This window comes from Rhodococcus oryzae, from assembly GCF_005049235.1.
Lineage (GTDB): Bacteria > Actinomycetota > Actinomycetes > Mycobacteriales > Mycobacteriaceae > Rhodococcus_G > Rhodococcus_G oryzae.
This window is the reverse complement of sequence record NZ_SUMD01000010.1, coordinates 147,289-167,647: the sequence shown is the minus strand read 5'-3', so window position 1 is coordinate 167,647 and position 20,359 is coordinate 147,289. Positions and strand designations below refer to the sequence as shown.

Sequence of the window (20,359 nt, the reverse complement as noted above, 5' to 3'; positions counted from 1 at the left end):
CGGACTCGTGGGATCTTCTATGTGTGATCCTCGTCCCATTCGGGGCCGCGCGCCATAGGCGGAGGGCGTCGATGTCGGCGGGGCGTTTGTGCGACCGCACAAATTGCTATGGCGTGGATCACTCACCGGCGGCTACCCTGGGGCGATGGTCGTCAGCCCCGAAATCGCTCCACCCACGCCCGCCGAGCTGCTGCGCGACATGCGCGCCTCGGTGGACGCGCTCGCCGATGAGCTGGTCGCTCGCATCGTGGCCGCCGAGCAGGACTACGCCGACGCCTCGCTGCTGACGCCGGAGCAACTGCGGTCCGCGTGCTGGGACAACCTCTCCTCGATGCTCGCGAACCTCGACGGCACCGCGCCGATCCGGCTGGAGTCGGCCCGCGCGGCCGGGCGGATGAAGGCGGAGCGGGGAGTGTCGCTGGCCGCGCTGCTGCACGCCTTCCGGCTCGGCGGGCGGTTGATCTGGGAGGAGCTGATGGCGCGGTCGGATGGGCGCGCCAGCCGCTGGCTGCTGGACATGGCCGAGCAGGTCTGGGCGCTGGTCGATGTCTATTCCGACGCCGCGGCCGACGCCTACCGGGAGGCGGCCGACACGAGGGCCAGGGAGGACGCCGAGGCGAGGCGGCGGCTGGTCCGGACCCTGTTCGCGAACCACGCCCTCAACCCGGCCGGCGTCGCGGATGCGGTGCGCGCGTTCCGGATCCCCGAGCGGGGCGCCTTTCTGGTTGTGTCCGTGCGGGATTCGGCATCCTGTCCGTCGGCGGACGCGCTGCGATCGAGGCTGGGCGCGGTCGGCGCCGACTCGGTGTGGGACACCGAGGTCGACGGCCGCCTCGGCCTGCTGTGGGCGCCGGCCGAGGCGGCGCTGGACGCGGCGCTCGTCGCGTTGGGCGAGATCGGTGGCGGCCCAGTGGGGGTGAGCCGCGGGTTCGCCCGGCCGGGCGGCATCGGGGAGGCTGTGGAGCAGGCCCGGCAGGCCAGGAGCTGCGCGCCCGACGGCGCGGGCGACCCGACGCTCTACGACGCGGTTCCGGTGCCGCTGCTGGTGATCCGTCAGCCGGAGGCCGGCCAGCTCGCCGCCCGTCAGGTCCTGGGGCCGGTGCTGGCCCTGCCCGCCGACGAACAGCACAACCTGTTGACGACCCTCGAGGCCTGGTTCGCCGCCCGCGGGTCGACGACGGCCGCGGCCGCGCAGCTGCACTATCACCGCAACACCGTGCTGTACCGCCTGCGCCGGATCCAGGAGCTGACCGGCCGGGACTTCTCCGACCCGGTGCACGCCGCCGAGCTGTACGTCGGGCTGTGCGCCCACCGGCTGCTGGGCGCCGGGCGGGAGTGAGCCCGGGCCTGCGCCGGTCCTGATGGGGTCGAGCTTCGGTTGTGAGTCGCCCTGCACCCGTCTTCGGTGGTGATGGAACCGATCGAACCGTCCGTGCGTCCAAATCACGTGCGCTCTGTGAATTGAGCCGGGACACTTCGGGAAGCGGGCGGGCAGTGCGGATCAACGTTCGACGACTGGACGGCTATCTCGAGCGACTCGGATTCGGTGAGCGTGATTACTCAATCGGTCGAGAGGTCGAGAACAGGCTCTGCCTTCTGCCGGAAGGCGACCAGTGGCTCGTGTTCTTTTCCGAGCGAGGCTCGAGGTGGGATGACGTGAGCTTTGACTCCGAGGAGGTCGCGTGCACCTTCATGCTCGGCCTTTTGGCGCAACAGTATGTCGAAGAGGGGCCGCGTCGATGACGGACTCGGTCACGACGGTGTCGATCACGGAGATAAGAAGACTGCTCGCTCAGTCGAGCCTCGACCGAACAGCGGTCGATATCGCCGATGGCTTGCTCGCGGGCGTCGGGCCTGCAGATCAACGCGTCGAGGTTCACGAAACCGACCGGCAGGTGGCGGTCACGATCTACGAGCGAAGGTGGCGCCGCGAAGTGAAGTCCGGGGCCGTCGTTCATGGAACGCGGGATCTCCTGGCCGGGCTCGAGAACGCCGACTGCGAAACCGTGTGGATGGCGATGCCCGCGGTCGCTGGGCGGGCGGTCATCCTCTGGTTCGATTCGGCGATCGCCGAGGTGCTCGGGTGTGTCGTCACCTCACTTCCCCGACCGTTGAGGAGGCACGTGTGATCGCCCTGAACTCCACCTGGCAGGGCGAGTCCGGTGCAAAAGCCGGATGGGCGTTGGATGTCGAGTTGGAGATCGCAGACCCGGTTCCGTGGGGGAGCGTTGTGATCATCCAGTGCGGTGTTGCCGAAGTGTCGGAGAGCAGCGGAGTTCTTACCGTGAGCGGGCAGATCAAGGCTCTGGAGGCGGATGATGTTGTTGCGCTAGATGTTCGGCTCGGAATCATCCTTGTCGAAATGGTCGGGCAGCGGCCGACGATTCGAATCGGAGACTTCATCAGTTTTGCACCGCGTGACGTCACGATCTACCCGACCGGAATCTGGAGCAGCGGCGAATGAGCTGGATCGAATTCTTGCAGGACGCCCGCAGTGTTCGGGCGATCTACGGCGATGTGATCCCGAACCTGTCCGAAGTCGAGGTCCACGAGATCCGGTTCGACACGCGGGGGAGTTCGGTCATTCTGCGGCTCGACCTGGCCGACTATCCACTGAACCCGCCACCGAAGTGGGTCGAGCAGCAAGCGAATACGGTGCAGATCGAACTGCACTTCTCCGAGGTGCGAGGCGTTGAGTTGAGCGGTTGGGGTACCGAGCGACGGGCGAGCCTCCACGTCGACGAGGCCCCGGGCTCGGGGTATGAGGTTGCCTGCATTGGCGCGTCGCGTCTGAAGATGGTGGCGCGGTGGATCGCGATTCGCAAGATCTCAGCTCACCAGAGTGCCGGTCTGGGAGGAGGAGTGGCATGAGATACCTGAGACTGTCTGCCGACTATCTCGAACCGTCCCTGGTTGATCCGCAGGCGGGGCGGTCAACCGCGGCCGAACTGGGATTGTCCGAGGCGCTGAGTCAGCGGATCGAGGACTGGAACGAGCAATACCAGCAAATCATCGCGCTGACGATGCCGGAACGCGCCGCCGAGGAGATCCGGTCGGTGATCGCCTCGCTGGATTCGGAGGGGCGCGAACTCGCTAGGGACATCGTGGCCGAGACACCTGGTGGGGCGAAGGTCGAGTACTTCAGCGAGGGACTACTGAAACTCTATCGGGAGCTGCCATGACGGCTGTGGGACAGCTGGACCGGCGCATACACTGGGAGGCAACCGGAGACCCGCGCGAGCCACACCGCGCAAGACTGGATGGCCAGACGCTGTCGATTCGGCTGGGCGATTTCCCGGCGGACGCGCTCTACACACTGCTTCTCGACGGAGAGGTTGTCGCGGAGTTCGACGACTGGCCGGCCCTCTGGGTACGGTGACGGGCATGGCCATGGGGGTGGACTGATGTCTCGACAGTTGCTGTCCGACAACCAGCATGCGATCAGGGAGTTCGAACGAGATCTGATCGACGTGGCCGAAGTCCAGGGCAGGCTCGCCAGGTGCGGGCGAGGGCTGGATCGCACGTTGAAGCCGGTAGCCGATCGGATTCGCGATGTCGAGTTCGAACTGGAGCGGGTGCGGTTTCTGGTTTCCCAGGAGGACCAACGTGGGCAGGGGTTGCTCGCGCTCGAGGGCCTGGATGTCATGGCCTCATCCCTTGAATCCGGCAGGAATGAGGCGTAGGGGAATGCACCCTGCAATGAACGGCAACCGTTTCACGCTGAACCGTGAACCGGCGCAGTCAGTGCCCATTCTGGCGCCGGTCGCATCCGCGTATCCGGGCATCGGTGTGCTCGGTATCGAGTTTGCTCGGGTAGGAGACCGCTCGATATCGGGTGCGGTCGCGTCGGCATTCGAGGTGCTTCGGCCTGCCGTGTCGAGCTTCGCGAACAGTCGAGTCGCGCTTGTCGGGATGACGCCGCCGCTTCGGCCCTACAGCCGGACCGGACGGCTGTCGATGGAGCGTCAGGCGCTCTGGGGCCAGTGGGAAAGCCAGGGCGTGGCCCTTCCCCACGGGGAGCGCCGCGATTGGCAGACCGGGCGAACGGACGTGCAGTTCGGGGGATTGCTGGTGACAGATCTCGAGCAGTTGGGTACCGCGATCGAAGTCAGCCGCGCGCGGTCGGCCGTCTGCCTCGTGCTGCCGCCGCCGGAGAACATCGACCGACTGGAGCGCGCGGCCCGCGCGATTCGGGATGTGTCGGCCGACGGCAACACGCTCGTTCCACAACTCGTGCCCTCCATCCCGTCCGGCGGGCTGCTGATTCGGGGTTTCGGGTCGTTCGACGATCATGTGGTCGGTATAGATATCTATGCCGACACAGCGGAACTCGACAGCCTGCAGCAGGCATTGTCCTAGTTCGGAACGGTTGGATGAACGGCCAGGCGATGGGAGGCTTTCGTCTGACGAGTACGAGGGGGAGACATGTCATACCGCCAGTTCGAGACCCCGAATCTCTCGGATTTGTCGGAGGTCGACCGGATCTCCCTGCTGGAAGGTGGCGGGGATCTCGGAGTCCTGGCGCTCCGGGCGGTGTCCGACGACGGGGACCATGTCGACCTGACCCTCGATCCGCTCGGCCGTTCGATCAGGCTCGTCTGGATCGCGGACGGTCGTCGACTCGTCGATGTCTACCGTGAAGGCGCCACGAGATTCGATGTATCTCAGGAACCTGGTTCTGCTGTGCTCCGCGTCGCGGTGGAGTACGACGATGCGGCGGGACTCCTCGAGGTCGGGATCGGATCCGAAGTGTCCGTGAAGGATCGGCTGATGTTCAACTGAGGAACAGGTGCGCGAGGCCGGGTTGCAAAGGAGCAGCATGAGATTCAATGACACGTACGTCTCGCGCGACGAGCGATTCTCGGTCGGCATCGATCTGGTGACAGGCGGAGGCTACGTGTCGATCCCGGTGAGCAACGGACTGGTCGACTACGAGGAGTACTACGAGATCGACCCCGAAACCTACGCGCGTTTCTTGTCCGACCCGGCCGTTGCCTCGTCGTTTGCGGCTGAGTGCAGGCGCCGTGAGCGGGACGAGTTGCTCATCATGCCGCCGGGTCGGAACCGGGGTACCCCGATCTAGCAAACGCTCGATGGAAGATGGTGCGTGACTTAACGGATGGGACATCTCAAGAGTCGACCGAACTTCATCGATGGGGTCTCGGACGTGCTGGGGATCATGCTGGATCGGAAGGGGCGCGTTGAGTTCAAGGTGATCGAGCGGCTCGGCGTCGACCATCCGGGTCTCGACGAAGAACACCGCGCGCCCGCACGCGGACGGCCTGGCCTCATCCTCGTCGAAATGGCTGGGCCGCGGTCGGCGATTCACATCGGAGACTTCATCAGCTTCGCACCGGGTGAGGTCTCGATCTACCCGACCGGAATCTGGAGCAGCGGCGAATGAGCTGGATCGAATTCCTACAGGACGCCCGCAGTATGCGGGCGATCTACGGCGATGTGATCCCGAACCTGTCCGAAGTCGAGGTCCACGAGATCCGGTTCGATACCGAGTAGGCGGGTCAGTCGGCAGCGGTGACGAAACCCTTGTCCACCAACCACTCTCGGGCCACGTCGGCCGGCTCCTTTCCCTCGACGTCGACGCGGCGGTTCAGCTCGGTGATCTCTTCGTCGGTCAGCTCCGCGGAGACCGGCGCCATCACCTCCGCGACCTGCGGGTGCGCCTGCGCGAATCCCTCACGCATGATCAGTGCCGGATTGTATTTCGGGAAGAAGGAGCGGTCGTCGTCGAGCAGGACCAGGTCCAGCGCGATGATCCGGCCGTCGGTGGTGAACACCTCGCCGAACTTGCACTGAGTGCCGTCCGCGGTGGCCTGGTAGATGATGCCCGTCTGCAGGATCTGCTTCTGCGCCTTGGCCGGATCGAAGTCGTAGGCCGCGGCCATACCTGGATAGCCGTCCTGGCGGACGTTGAACTCGGTCTCGACGCAGGTGGTCGCCGCGGCCGGGTCACGCTTGACCAGATCCGCGTACTCGGAGAGCGTCCGCACCCCGGTGGCCTCCGCCGTGGCTCGGCTGGTGGCCAGGGCGTAGGTGTTGTTCATCGGCGCGGGGTCGGTCCACACCAGGCCGTTACGGGTGAGGTCCTCGTCGCGCACCGCCTCGAACTGTGCGGTGGGGTCGGGGATCGGGTGCTCGTGGCCCAGGTAGTTGATCCAGCCGGTGCCGGTGTACTCGTAGGTGAGGTCGATCTGGCCGTGGACCTGCGCGTCGCGGGTGCTATTGGAGCCCTGGATGTTGGTGAGGTCGCGGACGTCCGCGCCGGCCGCGGACAAGGCGAACTCGATGATGTACCCGAGGATGATCTGCTCGGTGAAGTCCTTGGAGCCCACCGTGATCGGGACACCCTCGAGCTCGGGGACAGGAGTGATGCTGCCCGGGCCGACCTTGAGGGGCAGCGCGCCGCCGGACTCGAGCCCACAGGAGGCCAGCGTGATGGCAGTCGCCGCGACCATCGCGAGCGCTGCGACCTTACGCAGCAGGGGCTTCCGGCGTCCGGCCATGTCAACGCAATCCCTTCGGGCCGAGGTAGACCTCGGCGAGGGCGCCGAGCCAGTCGACGAGCAGGGCCAGCGAGACCGCGAGTACGGCACCCACCACCAGGGTCACGTTGTCGCGCAACTTGTACCCCGTGTCGATCAGGACGCCGAGCCCGCCGGCGCTGACCAGGAAGCACAGGGTGGCCGTGCCGACCGCCAGCACCAGCGAGGTGCGCAGGCCGGCCAGGATGTACGGCACCGCCATCGGGAACTCGACGCGGCGGAGCACCGTGCGCGCCGACATGCCCTGGCCGCGGCCCGCGTCGATCAGCGTGGGATCCACCTGCTGGTAGCCGAGGATCGTGTTGCGCAGAACCGGAAGTAGCGAGTAGAAGGCGATCGGCAGCACCCCGATCCAGAACCCGGTGGTGCGGGTGGCGAGGTAGAAGAGCACCAACAGGCCGATGGCCGGGGCGGCGGCACCGATGTTCGCGATGCCGACGAACACCGGCGCCAGCCGGGTCCAGCCCGGCCGGGTGAGCAGCGTGCCCAGGGGTACCGCCAATGCCACCACGATCACCACCACGGCGACCGTGATCAGCACGTGCTGCCAGGTCAGGGTCGCCAGATTGGCCACGCTGATGCTGGCCTGCTGGGTGGCGTTCAGGTCGCGGCTGAACGCCCACGCCAGGACCCCACCGGCCAGCAGGAGAACCAGCACCGGCTGGGCGAGCAGGCGCATCCGTTCGGCGCGGCGGTCGGCGGCCGCGGTGTGGTCGACGACGGCCACATCGGTGGCGGCGGCGCCCGCGCCCGGCGCGGAGCCCCGCGGGGACGTCTCGGTGCTCACGGGGTCAGCTCCTCGGGAGCGCGCTGCGCCCCACCGGGCTCGTCGAGCGCGCTGGGGCCCGCGTCGGAAAGGTCGTCGTGGTCGTCCGCGTGCTCGTCGCGCAGCTGGCGCAGGTTCTCCACCAGGGTGTCGATGGTGATTAGGCCGACGTACTCGCCGCGACGTCCGGTCACGACCGTGGACGCGCTGGACTCTGCGAGCAGGGCCTCGAGGGCGTCCTGCAGCGTGGACTGCACCGACAGGATCTCGCCGACCGGATCACCCACGTCGCGCAGCGAGTCCACGGTGGCCAGGTGCGCGGGGCAGACCCAGCGGACCGGGCGGTTGCGGGCGTCGAGGATCAGGCCCCACTGCCGTCGGCGGGCGAGCAGGGCCCGGCGCATCTCGTCGACGGAACCGTCCTCGTGGGCGGTCGGGCATTCGATCAGCCGCACGTCCCGGACCCGGCTGAGGGTCAGTTGCTTGAGGGAGGCGTCGGCCCCGACGAACCCGGCGACCATGTCGTTGGCGGGGTTCGCCAGGATCGCCTCCGGGGTGTCGTACTGCATGATGTGAGACTGGCTGCCCAGCACCGCAATTCGGTCGCCGAGCTTGACGGCCTCGTTGAAGTCGTGAGTGACGAAGACGATGGTCTTGCCGAGCTCGGACTGCAGTCGCATCAACTCGTCCTGCAGCAGGCCCCGGGTGATCGGGTCGACGGCGCCGAACGGCTCGTCCATCAGCAGCACCGGTGGGTCCGCCGCCAGCGCGCGGGCCACCCCGACCCGCTGCTGCTGACCGCCGGACAGCTGTCGCGGATACCGGTCCCGGTAGGTGTCGGGGTCGAGGCCGACGAGGTCGAGCATCTCGTCGGTGCGTTCGGCGATGTGTTTGCGGTCCCACCCGATCAGGCCGGGCACGGTCGCGACGTTCTTGGCGACCGTCAGGTGCGGGAACAGGCCCGCCTGCTGGATGGAGTAGCCGATGCCGCGGCGCAGTTGGTCGGGGTCGATCGACAGCGCGTCCTTGCCGCCGATGGTGATCCGTCCCGACGACGGCTCGATCAGCCGGTTGATCATCCGCATGGTGGTGGTCTTCCCGCACCCGGAGGGGCCGACGAACACCACGGTCTCGCCGGCGGGGATCGTCATCGAGACGTGGTCGACCGCGGCGTCCACCTGCCCGGGGTAGCGCTTGACCACGTCGTCGAGGACGATCTCGACCCCGTGGGTGTGGTCGTGGTGCGCGGCGGTGCCCTTGCGCGATGCGGTGTCGGTCACCGGATCCCCCTCGAGGTGGTGAGTCGGCCGAGCAGGACGTAGAGCCCGTCCAGGACCAGGGCCAGGACGACGATGAGCACGGTGCCGGTCAGTGCCTGCGGAACCGCGGTCGGGCTGCCCACGCGGGACAGGCCCGAGAAGATGAGGTTGCCGAGGCCCGGGCCTTTGGCGTAGGCGGCGATCGCCAGGATGCCCATCAGCATCTGGGTGCTCACCCGGATGCCGGCCAGGATCGAGGGCCAGGCCAGCGGCATCTCGATCCGCCCGAGCACGCGAAGGCGGTTCATCCCGACCCCACGCGCGGCATCGGTGATGGCCGGGTCCACCGAGGCGAGACCGATGATGGTGTTGCGGATGATCGGCAGTAGGCCGTAGAGCACCAGTGCGGTGACGGTCGGGCGCACGCCGAGGCCGAGAATCGGGATGAGCAGACCCAACAACGCGAACGAGGGCACGGTGAGGATGGTGCTGGCCAGTCCGGTGGCCACCGCGGATCCGATCGGGCTGCGGTAAACCATGATGCCGATGCCGACGGCGATGATCGTCGCGATCACGATCGACTGCACGACCGCGCTCACATGGAGGTAGGAATCGGTGACCAGTTGGCTGCGTCGCGCGAACACAAAGTCCCACCAGGCCTGAAAGTCCACCGGCGATACCTCCGTCCGCACACCCGCCGACCACCACATTGCTCGCAGGTCGGCCTACGCGCAAAGAAACGCGAAACGTGGCGTGTCAGGTTTCGAACACGCAACGGCGCCCCAACCGAGGGTTGGGGCGCCGTTGCGGTCTGCTGAGGTTCAGCCCTATGCCCCCGTCCGCAACTCCCGCTTGAGCAGCTTCCCGCTCTGGTTCCGCGGCAGCGCGTCGACGAACTGGATGTTCTTCGGCACCTTGAACGGCGCGATCCGCTCCTTGACGTGCCCGATCAGGGCCTCGGCCGTCACAGGCTCGTGGTCCTCGCGCAACACCACGACCGCGGTGATCGCCTCGATCCATTTCTCGTCGGGGGTGCCGATCACCGCGACCTCGGCGACGGCCGGGTGGGTGTAGACGGCGTCCTCGACCTCGCGGGAGGCGACCAGGATGCCGCCGGTGTTGATGACGTCCTTGATGCGGTCGACGACGGTGATGAAGCCCTCGGTGTCGCGGGTGACGAGGTCGCCGGAGTGGAACCAGCCGTCGCGGAACGCCTCCGCCGTCGCCTCCGGGTTCTCCCAGTAGCCCTGGCACAGCTGCGGCGATCGGTACAGCACCTCGCCGGACTCGCCGTCGGGCACGTCGTTGCCCTCGGCGTCGACCACCCGGGTCTCGACGAAGAACACCGCCCGCCCGCACGCGGACGGCCGGGCCTCGTGCTCCTCGGGCTGCAGCACCGTTGCCAGCGGCCCGATCTCGGACTGCCCGAAGCAGTTGTAGAAGCCCAGGTTCGGGTAGCGCTCGCGCAGTCGGTTGAGCACGGTGACCGGCATGATCGACGCGCCGTACTGGGCCTTCGTCAGCGAGGACAGGTCGCGGGTCTCGAGGTCCGGGTGGTTCGCCAGCGGCACCCACACGGTCGGCGCGAGGAACAGCGATTTGATCTTCTCGGCCTCGATCCGGCGCAGGATCTCCGGGATGTCCGGCGCCGCCATCAGATTCACGGTCGCGCCCACGGACAGGTAGGGGATCGTGAACACGTGCATGCCCGCGGAGTGGTACAGCGGCATGCAGACCAGCGGATTGTCGTCGGCGGCCAGGCCGAGCGCGATCACCGACGAGACGTACTCGTGCACGAGCGCCCCGTGGGTCATCATGGCGCCCTTGGGCTTCGACGTGGTGCCGGAGGTGTAGAGCAGCTGCACCAGGTCGGTCGAGGCGGCCTGCGGCTCCAGTGCGGGCACCTCGCCGGCGCCGCTGAGCTCGAGCAGCGAGCCGTCCGCGTCGCGCAGCGGCAGCACGTGCTCGATCGCCAGGTTCTCGCGCACCGAGGTCAGCGTGCCCTCGAGCGCCGGGTCGACCAGCACCGCCCGCGCCCCGGACTGCGACACCAGGTAGCTCAGCTCCTCGCCCTTGAGGGCGTAGTTCACCGGCACGTGCACCAGGCCCGCGCGGGCACAGGCGAGGAAGCCGATGACGTACGCGTCGGAGTTGGTGCCGTACGCGGCGACGCGGTCGCCCGACTCGAGTCCGAGCGCCAGCAGGTGGCCTGCCGCGCGGGTCACCGCGTCGTCGAGGTCGCGGTAGCTGCGGCTGCGACCGTCGAAGGTCAGCGCGGTGCGATCGGGGTACTTGGCGGCCGAGCGGCGGAGCACGCCGTCGACGGTGTTGGTGCGCGGATCCTGACTCATGGACGTCAGGTTATCGGACGTCCAACTATCGCGATAGGGGTTGCTTTTTCGTTCCGATTGTGGCCCGGATCACGCGACCTAGCGGTCGTCGGCCGAGCTCAGGTGGTCCATGAGGTCGTCGAGCGACTCGAACTCGACGACCTCGTCGTCCTTCTCATCTATGACGACATCCTCGACAACCAGATCCTCGTCGAGCTGGGCCCGGATCCAGCTGTCGGGGAACTGCTTCGGCGCGAGGAAGGAGAGCAGTACCGCGTCGTGCAAGACGGCCACGGACCTGAGGGTCAGGTCATCGCGCAGGTCGGTCTCTTCGATCACGCTCTGATCGCCGACCGCGTCCTCGACCTCCTCGGCGATCGAGTCGACCACCTGACCCCATCGCGCGGTCGAGATCGTGAGCAGTTGTTCGACAGCAGCAAGGAGCACGCCGGTGTCCAGGCCGGACCGCTCATCGAGCTCGGGATCGATGTTCACCGTGACGTCGGCCCCGGCAGCACGCAGCAGTGCGGTGCCGACGACGATCCCGTCGTCGGCGAGTGGCGCCGTCAGCAACCCACGCCGTGCGATCTCGTCCCTCAGCAGGTCAATCGGGTCCATCGCGGCCATGCCTCCCTGTGCGCGTTCGGTCATCCCTTCCAGTTCGTGCGCTGGTTCAACCGGCGCCTTCGAAGGGCTGTCGCCGAGAGTAGCTGTGCGCTCTAGGTGCGCGAGCCGAGGTGACCGAGCAGCGTGCGCAGGATCGGTTCGGCATGTGTCCACAGGACGGCACCGCCGATGCCGGGCACCAGGTGGCCCACGGCCCCGGGGATGCGGGTGGCCAGCCACTCGCCTTGGTCGGGTGAATGGCTGGTGTCCTGCTCGCCGTACCAGAGGTCCACGGGGACACGGATCGTCGTGAGATCGAAGGGCCAGCGGCCCATCGCCAGCACCGTGTCGCGGGCGTAGCCGCCGGGGCCCGGCGCGAACGCCTCGCGCATGCTGGCGCGATAGGCATCCTCGAACGCGGGGTCCCGATAGACGGCGAGGTCGGAAGCGGGACTGGAGTCGATCACCATCTGCCACATGGCGTCCGCGTCGAACGTCGCGAAGAGTCGCTCCGCGGCGTCCGGGTCCGACGCGGTCAGCTCGACCAGATCGCGCAGTTGCTCCGGCAGGGCGTCGGCGAACCGCGGCGCCGCCACCTCGTCGCTGCCGGAGACGATCGCGACCGCGGCGCCGATACCCGCCGCCGCGCACGCGAGCGCGAAGGGCGCACCCTGAGAGTTGCCCACGATCGCCGGGTTGCCGAGACCCCGTAGCGCGGCGAACTCGCGGACGTCGGCAGCGAAGTCTCGAAAGGTCTTACCGGGCAGCGGAGTCGACCGGCCGAGGCCCGGGCGGTCGAGCGCGACGAGGCGCACGCCGAGCGACTCGACGACCTCGGCGCCGAACCCGAGCGACCCGGTGGTGGCGGCGCCCGGGCTCAGCAGCACCGGAATCCCGTCCGCGCGGCCCCATTCGGCCCACCCGATCACTCGCCCTTCGGCGAGACGCGATTCGCCCAGCCGGGCCGGCGCCGAGACATCCACAGACATGGGGCGATTCTCGCCCACAGGACCGGGCTTCGCGACCGAGTTTTCGGTGTCGCCTACCGCCGCGCGAACAGCGCAGGCTCGCTGCCCGGCACCTGTGCGACCTGCTCGCGCGCGACGAGGTGCCGCAGATGCGCGGCGGCCTCGGAGAGCGCCATGCCCTTGGCCATCGGATGGAAGTCGGTCCACGGGCGGTACCACTTCATCCGCTGGGCCACCTCCCAGACGGTGATCTGGTCGTCGCCGAACGCGGCGTACAGGTGCTCGAGCCGCTCCTCGTGGTGCTCGATCAGCTCGCCTGCCCGGCCCGCGACGTCGTCGATCGGGATGCCGTGCGCGCCGAGACCGCGGGTGATGTCCATCGTCTGCACGCGGCGCAGCGAGTCCAGGAACTCGGCGAGTGCGTCGCGCTCCTCGAGCGGGTAGACGAAGTTGCCGACGTGTGGGGTGGTCTTCTGCAGCACGTGGTCGCCGGTGAACATCACGTCGGCGTCCTCGAGGTAGAAGCACGCGTGGCCGGGGGTATGGCCCGGCGTGAACACCACCCGCAGCCCGCGCCCGGCCAACGCGATCACCTCGTCGTCGGCGAGGATCCGGTCGGGAGTCGATTCCGGACCGGCCGGAGCCTTGCCGTTCGCCACGGCCGCGAACGCCTCGAGGTCCGCCTTCGTCGCGCCCGCGCGAGTCAGGTTCACCTGCTGGTCCGCGAGCCAGACCTCGTCGTGGGGGGAGGACATCTTCCCGAACATGTCCATGTCGTCGGCGTGCATCGCGATCCAGGCCCCGGAGGCCTCGCGCACCCGCCCGCACAAACCCGTGTGGTCCGGATGGAAGTGGGTGAGCACGACGCCCTCGACCTCGGAGATCGAGTGCCCGACCGACTCGAGTCCGCTGGTCAGGCCCTCCCACCCCTCGTCGCCATCCCAGCCGGCATCGACCAGGACGATCCCGCCGGGGGACTCCATCGCGTAGACGAGGGTGGTGCCCAGGGGGTTGTGGGACATGGGAACGGGAATCTGAAAAATGCCATCGCCGATGGCGGCCGCGTCGAGCATGGGATACCTCGTCACTAGTGAAATTGGTTTCAACTCTTTGTCCTCATCATTACCGGACGTCGACGCGCCGGTCCATACCCGGGTCCCGGGCGGCGGGACCGGCCCGACGATGCACGGGTCGATGTCAGCCCCGGTTCTGATCGACCATCCAGGCGGCGACCTGCGTTCGGGAGGTGAATCCCAGCTTGGCGAGGATCCGTTCGACGTGTCCCTCGGCGGTCCTTTTCGAGATCACCAGCCTGGCGGCGATGGCACTGTTCGTCAGGCCCTCCGCGACGAGGCCGGCGACCTGGAATTCGCGGCGGGTCAGGGTGGTCTTGCCAGTGTCGGCCCGCTCCCGAGACGACTCGGTGGACTCGCCCAGCGCGTAGGCGACGGCGTCCCCGAAACTCGCGGACGCGCCCTTGCGGTAGCTCGCGTCGAACGAATTCGGCGTGAGTGCCTTGCGGGTCAGTCGCTCGCACTCGTCGTGCTGTGCGCGCAGCCCCGGGATCGCGATCTCCGGAAGGCCACCCGTCTGCCGCATGGCCTGCGCGCAGCCCAGCAGCACCGCGGACCTCGTGTGGTCCCCAGCGGCCGCGGCGATCCAGGCCAGGCCCTCGAGGCTCGGAGCGGCGCCGAACGAATTGTCGACGGACCGGGACAGTCGCAGAGCCTGTTCCAGCAGCGCGATCGCCCTCGCCGGCTCGGTCGTCCACACCGCCAACCCGAGCGTCCGCACGGCCCACGACCGGAACGCGAGCTCGCCTCGCGGCTCGGTGATGTCCAGCACCTGTTCGAGGTAGTCGGCCGCCCGCTCGGGTTGTCCGAGTAGCCCGCTGGCCACCTCGGCGCCGGTCAGGGTGATGACCCGCAGGAGGTGGTCGTCGGGCGGACACGTCTCCAGGACGGCGTCGAAATGTGTTGCCGCGGTGGATACGTCATTGGCGCCCAACGCCAGAACGCCTGCGGCGTAGAGCGCGGTCGCGGCGGCGTCCGGGTCGCCGGTGTCCGCTGCCGCCGCGCGCGCCCAGCCGATCCACTCGGCACCGGTCTCGATGTCGCTCCGAAAGCCGTTGAGCGCCGCACCGAGGCTCACTGCCCGCACCCATTCCGGGCCGCGCGGAACCCCCTCGACAGTCAGCAGTCGCTCGGTCCAGCGGGCGCCCTCGTTGATCTGTCCGCTGATGAGCCAGAACGGGTAGAGGGCGGCCGCGATTCGCAGACCGGCGGCCGCCGTGCCCGGCTCCGTCATGCTGGTATCCAATGCCTCACGAAAGTTCTGCTGATCCAGCTTCAGGTGGGCGATCCAATCCAGCTGGCGGGGCCCTATCCAGTCCGTTGCCGCCCTCAGCGCCAGGCCCTCGTACCAATCCAGGTGGCGTCGCCGCATCAGTGCGTACTCGCCGGACTCCGCCAGCTTCTCGAGGCCGTACTCGCGGATGGTGTCCAGGAGCCCGTACCGCCCCGCGGTGGCCGATTCCTCGTGGATCAGGATCGACTTCTCCACCAGCGACGCGACCAGGTCGAGCAGCGCGCCCGGCGTCAGGTCGGCGCCGCAGACCTGCTCCACTGCCGTGAGCTCGAAGCTGCCCGCGAACACGGACAGGCGGGCCCACAACTGTTGCTCCTCGGGCGTGCACAACTCATGGCTCCAGTCGACGCTGAGCCGGAGGGTCTGCTGTCGCGTCGGGGCGGTGCGTCCGCCGCGGGTCAGGAGCGTGAAGCGGTCGGTGAGGCGCTGCAGGATCTGTTCGGGTGACAGTGCAGCCAATCGCCCCGCCGCCAGTTCGATCGGCAGCGGCAGCCCGTCGAGCCGGTGGCAGATCCCGGCCACGGCGGCCATGTTGTCCTCGGTGAGCACGAATTCCGGAACGACCGCGACGGCGCGTTCGGTGAACAGGGTGACCGCGTCGTAGCTGGGCAGTGCCCCGAGATCGAGCTGGCGGTCGGGGGCGGGCGCGCTGAGCGGCGGAACCCGCAGCGTCGCCTCCCCACCGATGGCGAGCGATTCCCGGCTGGTGGCGATGATGCGTAGTTCGGGGCAGTGCGTGAGCAGCGTCTCGGCGAGGGCCGCGACCGCGTCGATCACCTGCTCGCAGTTGTCGAGAACCAGCAGGATCTGGCGCGGCTCGAGAAACTCCGCGAGGACCGTCTGCAGCGGCTCGCGAGAGAACGACTGCAGCCCGAGTGCGGCCGCCACCACGCCGACCACCAGCGACTCGTCGTGCAGGTCGGCCAGTTCGACCAGCCACGCACCGTCGCGGAAGGCACGCTGGACGCTCGTCGCGATCCGCAGCGAGAGGCGGGTCTTCCCGACGCCGCCGATGCCGGTGAGCGTCACCAGCCTTGAGGATGACAACATCTCCTTGGCCTCGGTCAGTTCGCTGCGACGGTTGACGAAGCTCGTCAGCTCCGCGGGCAGGTTCCCCTTCCGGCCCCGCGTCGAGGGCCCGGTCGGTGGGAGCCCGCCACCCGTCGACGGACGACGATCGCCGCCCTTCGGATCGGCTACGGATTGCAACGCCATCTCGTCGACCGGAAGACCATGGCGGAACTGGATCTCACGCAGTGCATCGCCGAGCTGCGCGGCCGTCGGGCGGGAGTCCGGATCGGCGGACATGGCGTGCTCGATGGCGGCGGCCACGTCGTCCGGGATGCGGAGTTCACGCAGGTCCGGGACGGGCTGCGAGGTGATCCGCACGAACTGCGCGACGACCTGCTCGCCGGTGTGACGTTCGAAGGCCGCGTGGCCGGTGAGCGCGCAGAACACCGTGGCGCCGAGCGCGTAGACGTCCGCGGAGGCACTGGGCGGGCCACCGCCCAGGACCTCGGGCGCCGTGAAGGCAGGGGTGGCGGTGAACGTACCGGTGGTGGTCTCGAACCCGTCGGGGATGTGTGCGATGCCGAAATCGGACAGCGCCGACTCCCCATAGTCGGTGAGGATGACGTTCGCCGGCTTGATGTCGCGATGAAGGATGCCCAGCCGGTGCGCGGACTCGACCGCTCCGGCCAGCTTCACGCCGAGTTGCAGTGCCTGCTCGAGCGACAGTGGACCGTGGTCGCGGATGCGCACATCGAGCGATCGCTGCGGGTGATAGGGCATCACGATGAAGGGCAGCCCGCTCGCGGTGGTGCCGACCTGCAGGACGTTGACGATATTGGGATGCCCGGTGAGCCGGCCCATCGCCCGCTGTTCCCGGACGAAGCGCGTCCGATTCTCCTCGTCGAGGTCGGCGGTGAGCACCTTCACGGCCACGGTGCGGTCCAGCGTCGCCTCCGTGCAGCGGTAGACGACGCCGAAGCCGCCGCACCCGATCTCGGTCGCATCGGTGAAGCCGGCGGCGGCCAGCTCCGAGGTCACCGACGGGGTCACACCGCGCTGGGTCGCGAACGGATCGTCACCGGCCATCGGTCATGCCGACCTGTGGTGTTCTCGACGATGCGGCACGGCACTCACCTCACGGGCAGATCCCGGGAGCAGACGTGGCCGACCGCGAGAGCTGGCCTGGCTCCGGAACTCCATAGTGCCACCCGAACGTGGTCTCAGCCCCGGTCCTGTTCGACCATCCAGGCGGCGACCTGCGTTCGCGAGGTGAATCCCAGCTTGGCGAGCATGCGCTGGACGTGTCCCTCGGCGGTCCGTTGCGAGATGAAGAGCCTGCCGGCGATCGCGCTGTTCGTCAGCCCCTCGGCGACGAGCCCGGCCACCTGGAGCTCGCGTTTGGTCAGAGTGGGTTTGTCCGTGGCGGCCGGGCTCCGAGGCGGCGCGGAGGACTCCGCCAGCGCGTACGCGACGGCCTTCCCGAAGCTCCTGGAGGCGCCCTCCCCGTAGCTCGCGTCGTAGGACTTCTGCCCGAGTTCCTGGCGGGTCTGTCGCTCGCACTCGTCGTGGTGTGCGCGCCAGCTCGGGATCGCGATGCTCTGCACGCCACCCATCTGCCGTATCGACTGCGCGGAGCCGAGCAACACCGCGGACCTCGGGTAGTCGCCGTCGGCCGCGGCGGTCCAGGCCAGGCAGTCGACACACAGCGAGGAGCCGTACGGATCGTCGAAGGATCGGCACAGTCGCAGCGCCCGTTCCACCAGCACCATCGCCCGCTGTGGATCGGTCGGCCACACCGTCAACCCGAGTGTCTGCAGGGCCCACGCCCGGAACACGACCTCGCCGCGCGGCTCGGTGATGTCCAGCATCTGCTGGAGGCAGTCGGCCGCCGTCGCCGTCTGTCCGAGCAGCCCGCGGGTCACCTCGACACCGGTCAGGACGGCGAGCCGCAGCAGGTCGTTGTCGGCGGGGCACTTCTCCAGGGCGGAGTCGAAATATGTTGCTGCGGTGGGCACGTCATTCGTTGTCAACGCGAGAAGGGCCGTGGCGTAGTCGGTGGTCGCGGCACCGATCGGGTCGTCCGGATCCGCTGCCGCGCGCGCCCATCCGACCCATTCCGTGCCTGCGGCGATGTCGCCGCGGAAGCCGTTGAGCACCGCGCCGAGGCCCACCGCGCGCACCCACTCCGTGCCTCGCGGAACGCCCTCGACGGTCAGCATTCGTTCGGTCCAGTGGGCGCCCTCGTTGAGCTGGCCGCTGGCAAGCCAGAACGGGAACAGCGCGGCCGTGATCCGGAGACCGACCGCCGCATCGCTCGGACCAGCCATGCTGGCGTCCAGTGCCTCACGAAAGTTCTGCTGATCCAGCTTCAGTCGGGCGATCCAGTCCAGCTGGCGGGGGCCTATCCAGTCGGCTTCCGCCCGCAGCGCCAGGCGCTGGAACCAGTGCCGGTGGCGTCGCCGCATCTCCGCGTACTCGCCGGACTCCGCCAGCTTCTCGAGGCCGTACTCGCGGATGGTGTCCAGGAGCCCGTACCGGCCGGTGGCCGCCGATTCCTCGTGGATCAGAATCGACTTCTCCACCAGCGACGCAACCAGATCGAGCAGCGCGTCCGGCGTCAGTTCGGCGCCACAGACATGTTCCACCGCGGCGAGCTCGAAGCTGCCCGCGAACACCGACAGCCGAGCCCACAGTTGCTGTTCCTCGGGCGTGCACAACTCGTAGCTCCAGTCGACGGACAGCCGGAGGGCTTGCTGCCGGGTGGGGGCGGTGCGTCCGCCACCGGTCAGGAGCGTGAAGCGGTCGGTGAGCCGTTGCAGGATCTGCTCGGGTGACAGCGCCCGCAATCGCCCCGCCGCCAGTTCGATCGGCAGGGGCAATCCCTCGAGCCGGTGGCAGATCCCGGCCACGGCGGCCATGTTGTCCTCGGTGACCGTGAATCCCGACACGACCGCGACGGCGCGGTCGGCGAACAGGGTCACCGCGTCGTAGTTCGGTAGCGCCCCGAGATCGAGCCGCCGGTCGGGGGCAGGTGCGCTCAGTGACGGCACCCGAAGTGTCGCCTCCCCGGCGATGCCGAGCGACTCCCGGCTGGCGGCCAGGATGCGCAGCTCAGGGCAGCGTTGCAGCAGGGTTCGGGCCAGGTCCGCAACCGCGTCGACGAGCTGCTCGCAGTTGTCGAGCACCAGCAGGGTCTGGCGTGGTTCGAGAAACTCCGCGAGGACCGTCTGCATGGGCTGGGCAGAGAAGGACTTCAGTCCGAGGGCGGCCGCCACCACGCCGGCCAGCAGCGACTGGTCGTGTAGGTCGGACAACTCCACCAGCCACGCGCCATCGCGGAAGCCGCGCTGGGTGCTCGTCGCGATCCGTAGCGCGAGGCGGGTCTTCCCGACGCCACCGATCCCGGTGAGCGTGACCAGGCGGGAGGTCGACAGCTTCTCCTTCGCCTCGGTCAGCTCGCTGCGACGGTCGATGAAGCTCGTCAGGTCCGCTGGCAGGTTTCCCTTCGTGCCCCGCGTCGAGTACCCGGTCAGCTGGCGCGTGTCGGTCGTCGACGGCCGACGATCGCCGCGCTTCGGAGTGGCCACGGACTTCAGGGCCATCTCGTCGACGGGAAAACCGTGGCGGAACTGGATCTCGCGTAGGACGTCGCCGAGCTGGGCGGCCGTCGGGCGGGCGTCCGGCTCCGCGGACATGGCGCGCTCGACGGCGGCGGCCACGTCGTCGGGGATGTCGAGTTCGCGCAGGTCCGGCCGGGCCTCGAAGGTCGGGTGGCCGGTGAGGGCGCAGAACACCGTCGCACCGAGCCCGTACACGTCCCCAGCGGAACTGGGCGGGCCGCCGCCGAGGATTTCGGGTGCGGTGAAGGCCGGAGTCGCGGTGAGCGTGCCGGTGGCGGTCTCGAACTCGTCCGGCAGGTGTGCGATGCCGAAGTCGGCGAGCGCTGGTTCGCCGTAGTCGGTGAGGATCACGTTGGCCGGTTTGACGTCTCGATGCAGGATGCCGATGCGGTGCGCGGACTCCACCGCACCGGCAACCTTCACGCCGAGTTGCAGTGCCTGTTCGAGCGACAGCCGACCGTGGTCGCGCAGGCGCAGGTCGAGCGACCGTCGCGGGTGATAGGGCATCACCAGGTAGGGCAGGCCGCTCGAGGTGGTGCCGACCTGCAGGACGTTGACGATGTTGGGATGCCCGGTGAGCCTGCCCATCGCCCGCTGTTCCCGGAAGAACCGGGTGAGGTTCTCCTCGTCGAGGTCGGCGGTGAGCACCTTCACGGCCACGGTGCGGTCCAGGGTCGCCTCCGTGCACCGGTAGACGACGCCGAAGCCGCCGTGGCCGATCTCGGTCGCATCGATGAACCCGGCGGCGGCCAGCTCCGGTGTCACCGAGGAGGTCACATCGCGCTGGGCCGTGGACGGATCGCTGCCGGCCATCGGTCACGTCGACCCGTCGCGCGTATGGCGTCCTGGACGATGCGGCACGGCACTCACCT

Annotated in this window: 21 protein-coding genes; 11 read left to right on the top strand and 10 right to left on the bottom strand. The window is 68.5% G+C overall.

What is annotated here, in order from left to right:
- Positions 1-145: 145 nt before the first annotated feature.
- The 11 genes from FCG67_RS19840 to FCG67_RS19785 all read left to right on the top strand — a co-directional run bounded on the left by FCG67_RS19840 (position 146) and on the right by FCG67_RS19785 (position 5,404).
- A complete protein-coding gene (locus tag FCG67_RS19840; RefSeq protein WP_136911397.1) occupies positions 146-1,339 on the top strand; it encodes a PucR family transcriptional regulator in 1,194 nt (397 codons plus the stop codon).
- A 421-nt stretch (positions 1,340-1,760) separates the two neighbouring features.
- Positions 1,761-2,129 (top strand): hypothetical protein, encoded by a 369-nt coding sequence (locus FCG67_RS19830; protein WP_169310572.1) that lies wholly within the window; start codon positions 1,761-1,763, stop codon positions 2,127-2,129.
- On the top strand, positions 2,126-2,464 hold the full coding sequence (locus FCG67_RS19825; protein WP_136911395.1) for a hypothetical protein: 339 nt from the start codon (positions 2,126-2,128) through the stop codon (positions 2,462-2,464). The genes FCG67_RS19830 and FCG67_RS19825 overlap by 4 nt, the downstream gene beginning before the upstream one ends.
- Positions 2,461-2,871 carry an Imm50 family immunity protein gene (locus tag FCG67_RS19820; protein WP_097214047.1) on the top strand — a complete coding sequence of 137 codons (411 nt, stop codon included), beginning with the start codon at positions 2,461-2,463 and terminating at the stop codon, positions 2,869-2,871. Before FCG67_RS19825 ends, FCG67_RS19820 begins: the two co-directional genes overlap by 4 nt.
- The gene (locus tag FCG67_RS19815) at positions 2,868-3,182 is read left to right on the top strand and encodes a hypothetical protein (RefSeq protein ID WP_097214048.1); all 315 of its coding nucleotides are present in this window, start codon (positions 2,868-2,870) and stop codon (positions 3,180-3,182) included. Before FCG67_RS19820 ends, FCG67_RS19815 begins: the two co-directional genes overlap by 4 nt.
- Positions 3,179-3,379 carry a hypothetical protein gene (locus tag FCG67_RS19810; RefSeq protein WP_136911394.1) on the top strand — a complete coding sequence of 67 codons (201 nt, stop codon included), beginning with the start codon at positions 3,179-3,181 and terminating at the stop codon, positions 3,377-3,379. The genes FCG67_RS19815 and FCG67_RS19810 overlap by 4 nt, the downstream gene beginning before the upstream one ends.
- A 25-nt stretch (positions 3,380-3,404) precedes the next feature.
- The gene (locus tag FCG67_RS19805) at positions 3,405-3,683 is read left to right on the top strand and encodes a hypothetical protein (RefSeq protein ID WP_136911393.1); all 279 of its coding nucleotides are present in this window, start codon (positions 3,405-3,407) and stop codon (positions 3,681-3,683) included.
- A gap of 16 nt (positions 3,684-3,699) precedes the next feature.
- Positions 3,700-4,359 (top strand): hypothetical protein, encoded by a 660-nt coding sequence (locus FCG67_RS19800; protein WP_097214051.1) that lies wholly within the window; start codon positions 3,700-3,702, stop codon positions 4,357-4,359.
- A 66-nt stretch (positions 4,360-4,425) separates the two neighbouring features.
- The gene (locus FCG67_RS19795) at positions 4,426-4,782 is read left to right on the top strand and encodes a hypothetical protein (protein ID WP_097214052.1); all 357 of its coding nucleotides are present in this window, start codon (positions 4,426-4,428) and stop codon (positions 4,780-4,782) included.
- Positions 4,783-4,819: 37 nt separating this feature from the next.
- A complete protein-coding gene (locus FCG67_RS19790; protein ID WP_097214053.1) occupies positions 4,820-5,083 on the top strand; it encodes a hypothetical protein in 264 nt (87 codons plus the stop codon).
- A gap of 84 nt (positions 5,084-5,167) precedes the next feature.
- On the top strand, positions 5,168-5,404 hold the full coding sequence (locus tag FCG67_RS19785; RefSeq protein WP_136911392.1) for a hypothetical protein: 237 nt from the start codon (positions 5,168-5,170) through the stop codon (positions 5,402-5,404).
- A 115-nt stretch (positions 5,405-5,519) separates the two neighbouring features.
- On the opposite strand, the gene FCG67_RS19780 is transcribed toward FCG67_RS19785, so the two are convergent.
- The 10 genes from FCG67_RS19780 to FCG67_RS19735 form a co-directional block, all read right to left on the bottom strand.
- Positions 5,520-6,473: a glycine betaine ABC transporter substrate-binding protein gene (locus tag FCG67_RS19780; RefSeq protein WP_136911442.1), complete on the bottom strand. Its 954-nt coding sequence runs from the start codon at positions 6,471-6,473 to the stop codon at positions 5,520-5,522.
- A 49-nt stretch (positions 6,474-6,522) separates the two neighbouring features.
- Positions 6,523-7,239: an ABC transporter permease gene (locus FCG67_RS19775; RefSeq protein WP_097214100.1), complete on the bottom strand. Its 717-nt coding sequence runs from the start codon at positions 7,237-7,239 to the stop codon at positions 6,523-6,525.
- A 104-nt stretch (positions 7,240-7,343) separates the two neighbouring features.
- Positions 7,344-8,606, bottom strand: coding sequence for an ABC transporter ATP-binding protein (locus FCG67_RS19770; protein WP_136911391.1), 1,263 nt, complete (start codon positions 8,604-8,606; stop codon positions 7,344-7,346).
- Positions 8,603-9,295 carry an ABC transporter permease gene (locus tag FCG67_RS19765; RefSeq protein WP_179800705.1) on the bottom strand — a complete coding sequence of 231 codons (693 nt, stop codon included), beginning with the start codon at positions 9,293-9,295 and terminating at the stop codon, positions 8,603-8,605. Before FCG67_RS19765 ends, FCG67_RS19770 begins: the two co-directional genes overlap by 4 nt.
- 117 nt (positions 9,296-9,412) lie before the next feature.
- The gene (locus FCG67_RS19760; RefSeq protein ID WP_136911390.1) at positions 9,413-10,936 is read right to left on the bottom strand and encodes an acyl-CoA synthetase; all 1,524 of its coding nucleotides are present in this window, start codon (positions 10,934-10,936) and stop codon (positions 9,413-9,415) included.
- Between the two features lie 78 nt (positions 10,937-11,014).
- Positions 11,015-11,533, bottom strand: coding sequence for a cytochrome C5 (locus tag FCG67_RS19755; protein ID WP_136911389.1), 519 nt, complete (start codon positions 11,531-11,533; stop codon positions 11,015-11,017).
- Positions 11,534-11,634: 101 nt separating this feature from the next.
- Positions 11,635-12,510 (bottom strand): alpha/beta fold hydrolase, encoded by an 876-nt coding sequence (locus tag FCG67_RS19750; RefSeq protein WP_136911388.1) that lies wholly within the window; start codon positions 12,508-12,510, stop codon positions 11,635-11,637.
- Between the two features lie 53 nt (positions 12,511-12,563).
- On the bottom strand, positions 12,564-13,562 hold the full coding sequence (locus FCG67_RS19745) for an MBL fold metallo-hydrolase (protein ID WP_136911387.1): 999 nt from the start codon (positions 13,560-13,562) through the stop codon (positions 12,564-12,566).
- A gap of 124 nt (positions 13,563-13,686) precedes the next feature.
- The gene (locus FCG67_RS19740; RefSeq protein WP_136911386.1) at positions 13,687-16,953 is read right to left on the bottom strand and encodes a protein kinase domain-containing protein; all 3,267 of its coding nucleotides are present in this window, start codon (positions 16,951-16,953) and stop codon (positions 13,687-13,689) included.
- Positions 16,954-17,087: 134 nt separating this feature from the next.
- Positions 17,088-20,300 carry a protein kinase domain-containing protein gene (locus FCG67_RS19735; protein ID WP_136911385.1) on the bottom strand — a complete coding sequence of 1,071 codons (3,213 nt, stop codon included), beginning with the start codon at positions 20,298-20,300 and terminating at the stop codon, positions 17,088-17,090.
- Positions 20,301-20,359 lie beyond the last annotated feature (59 nt).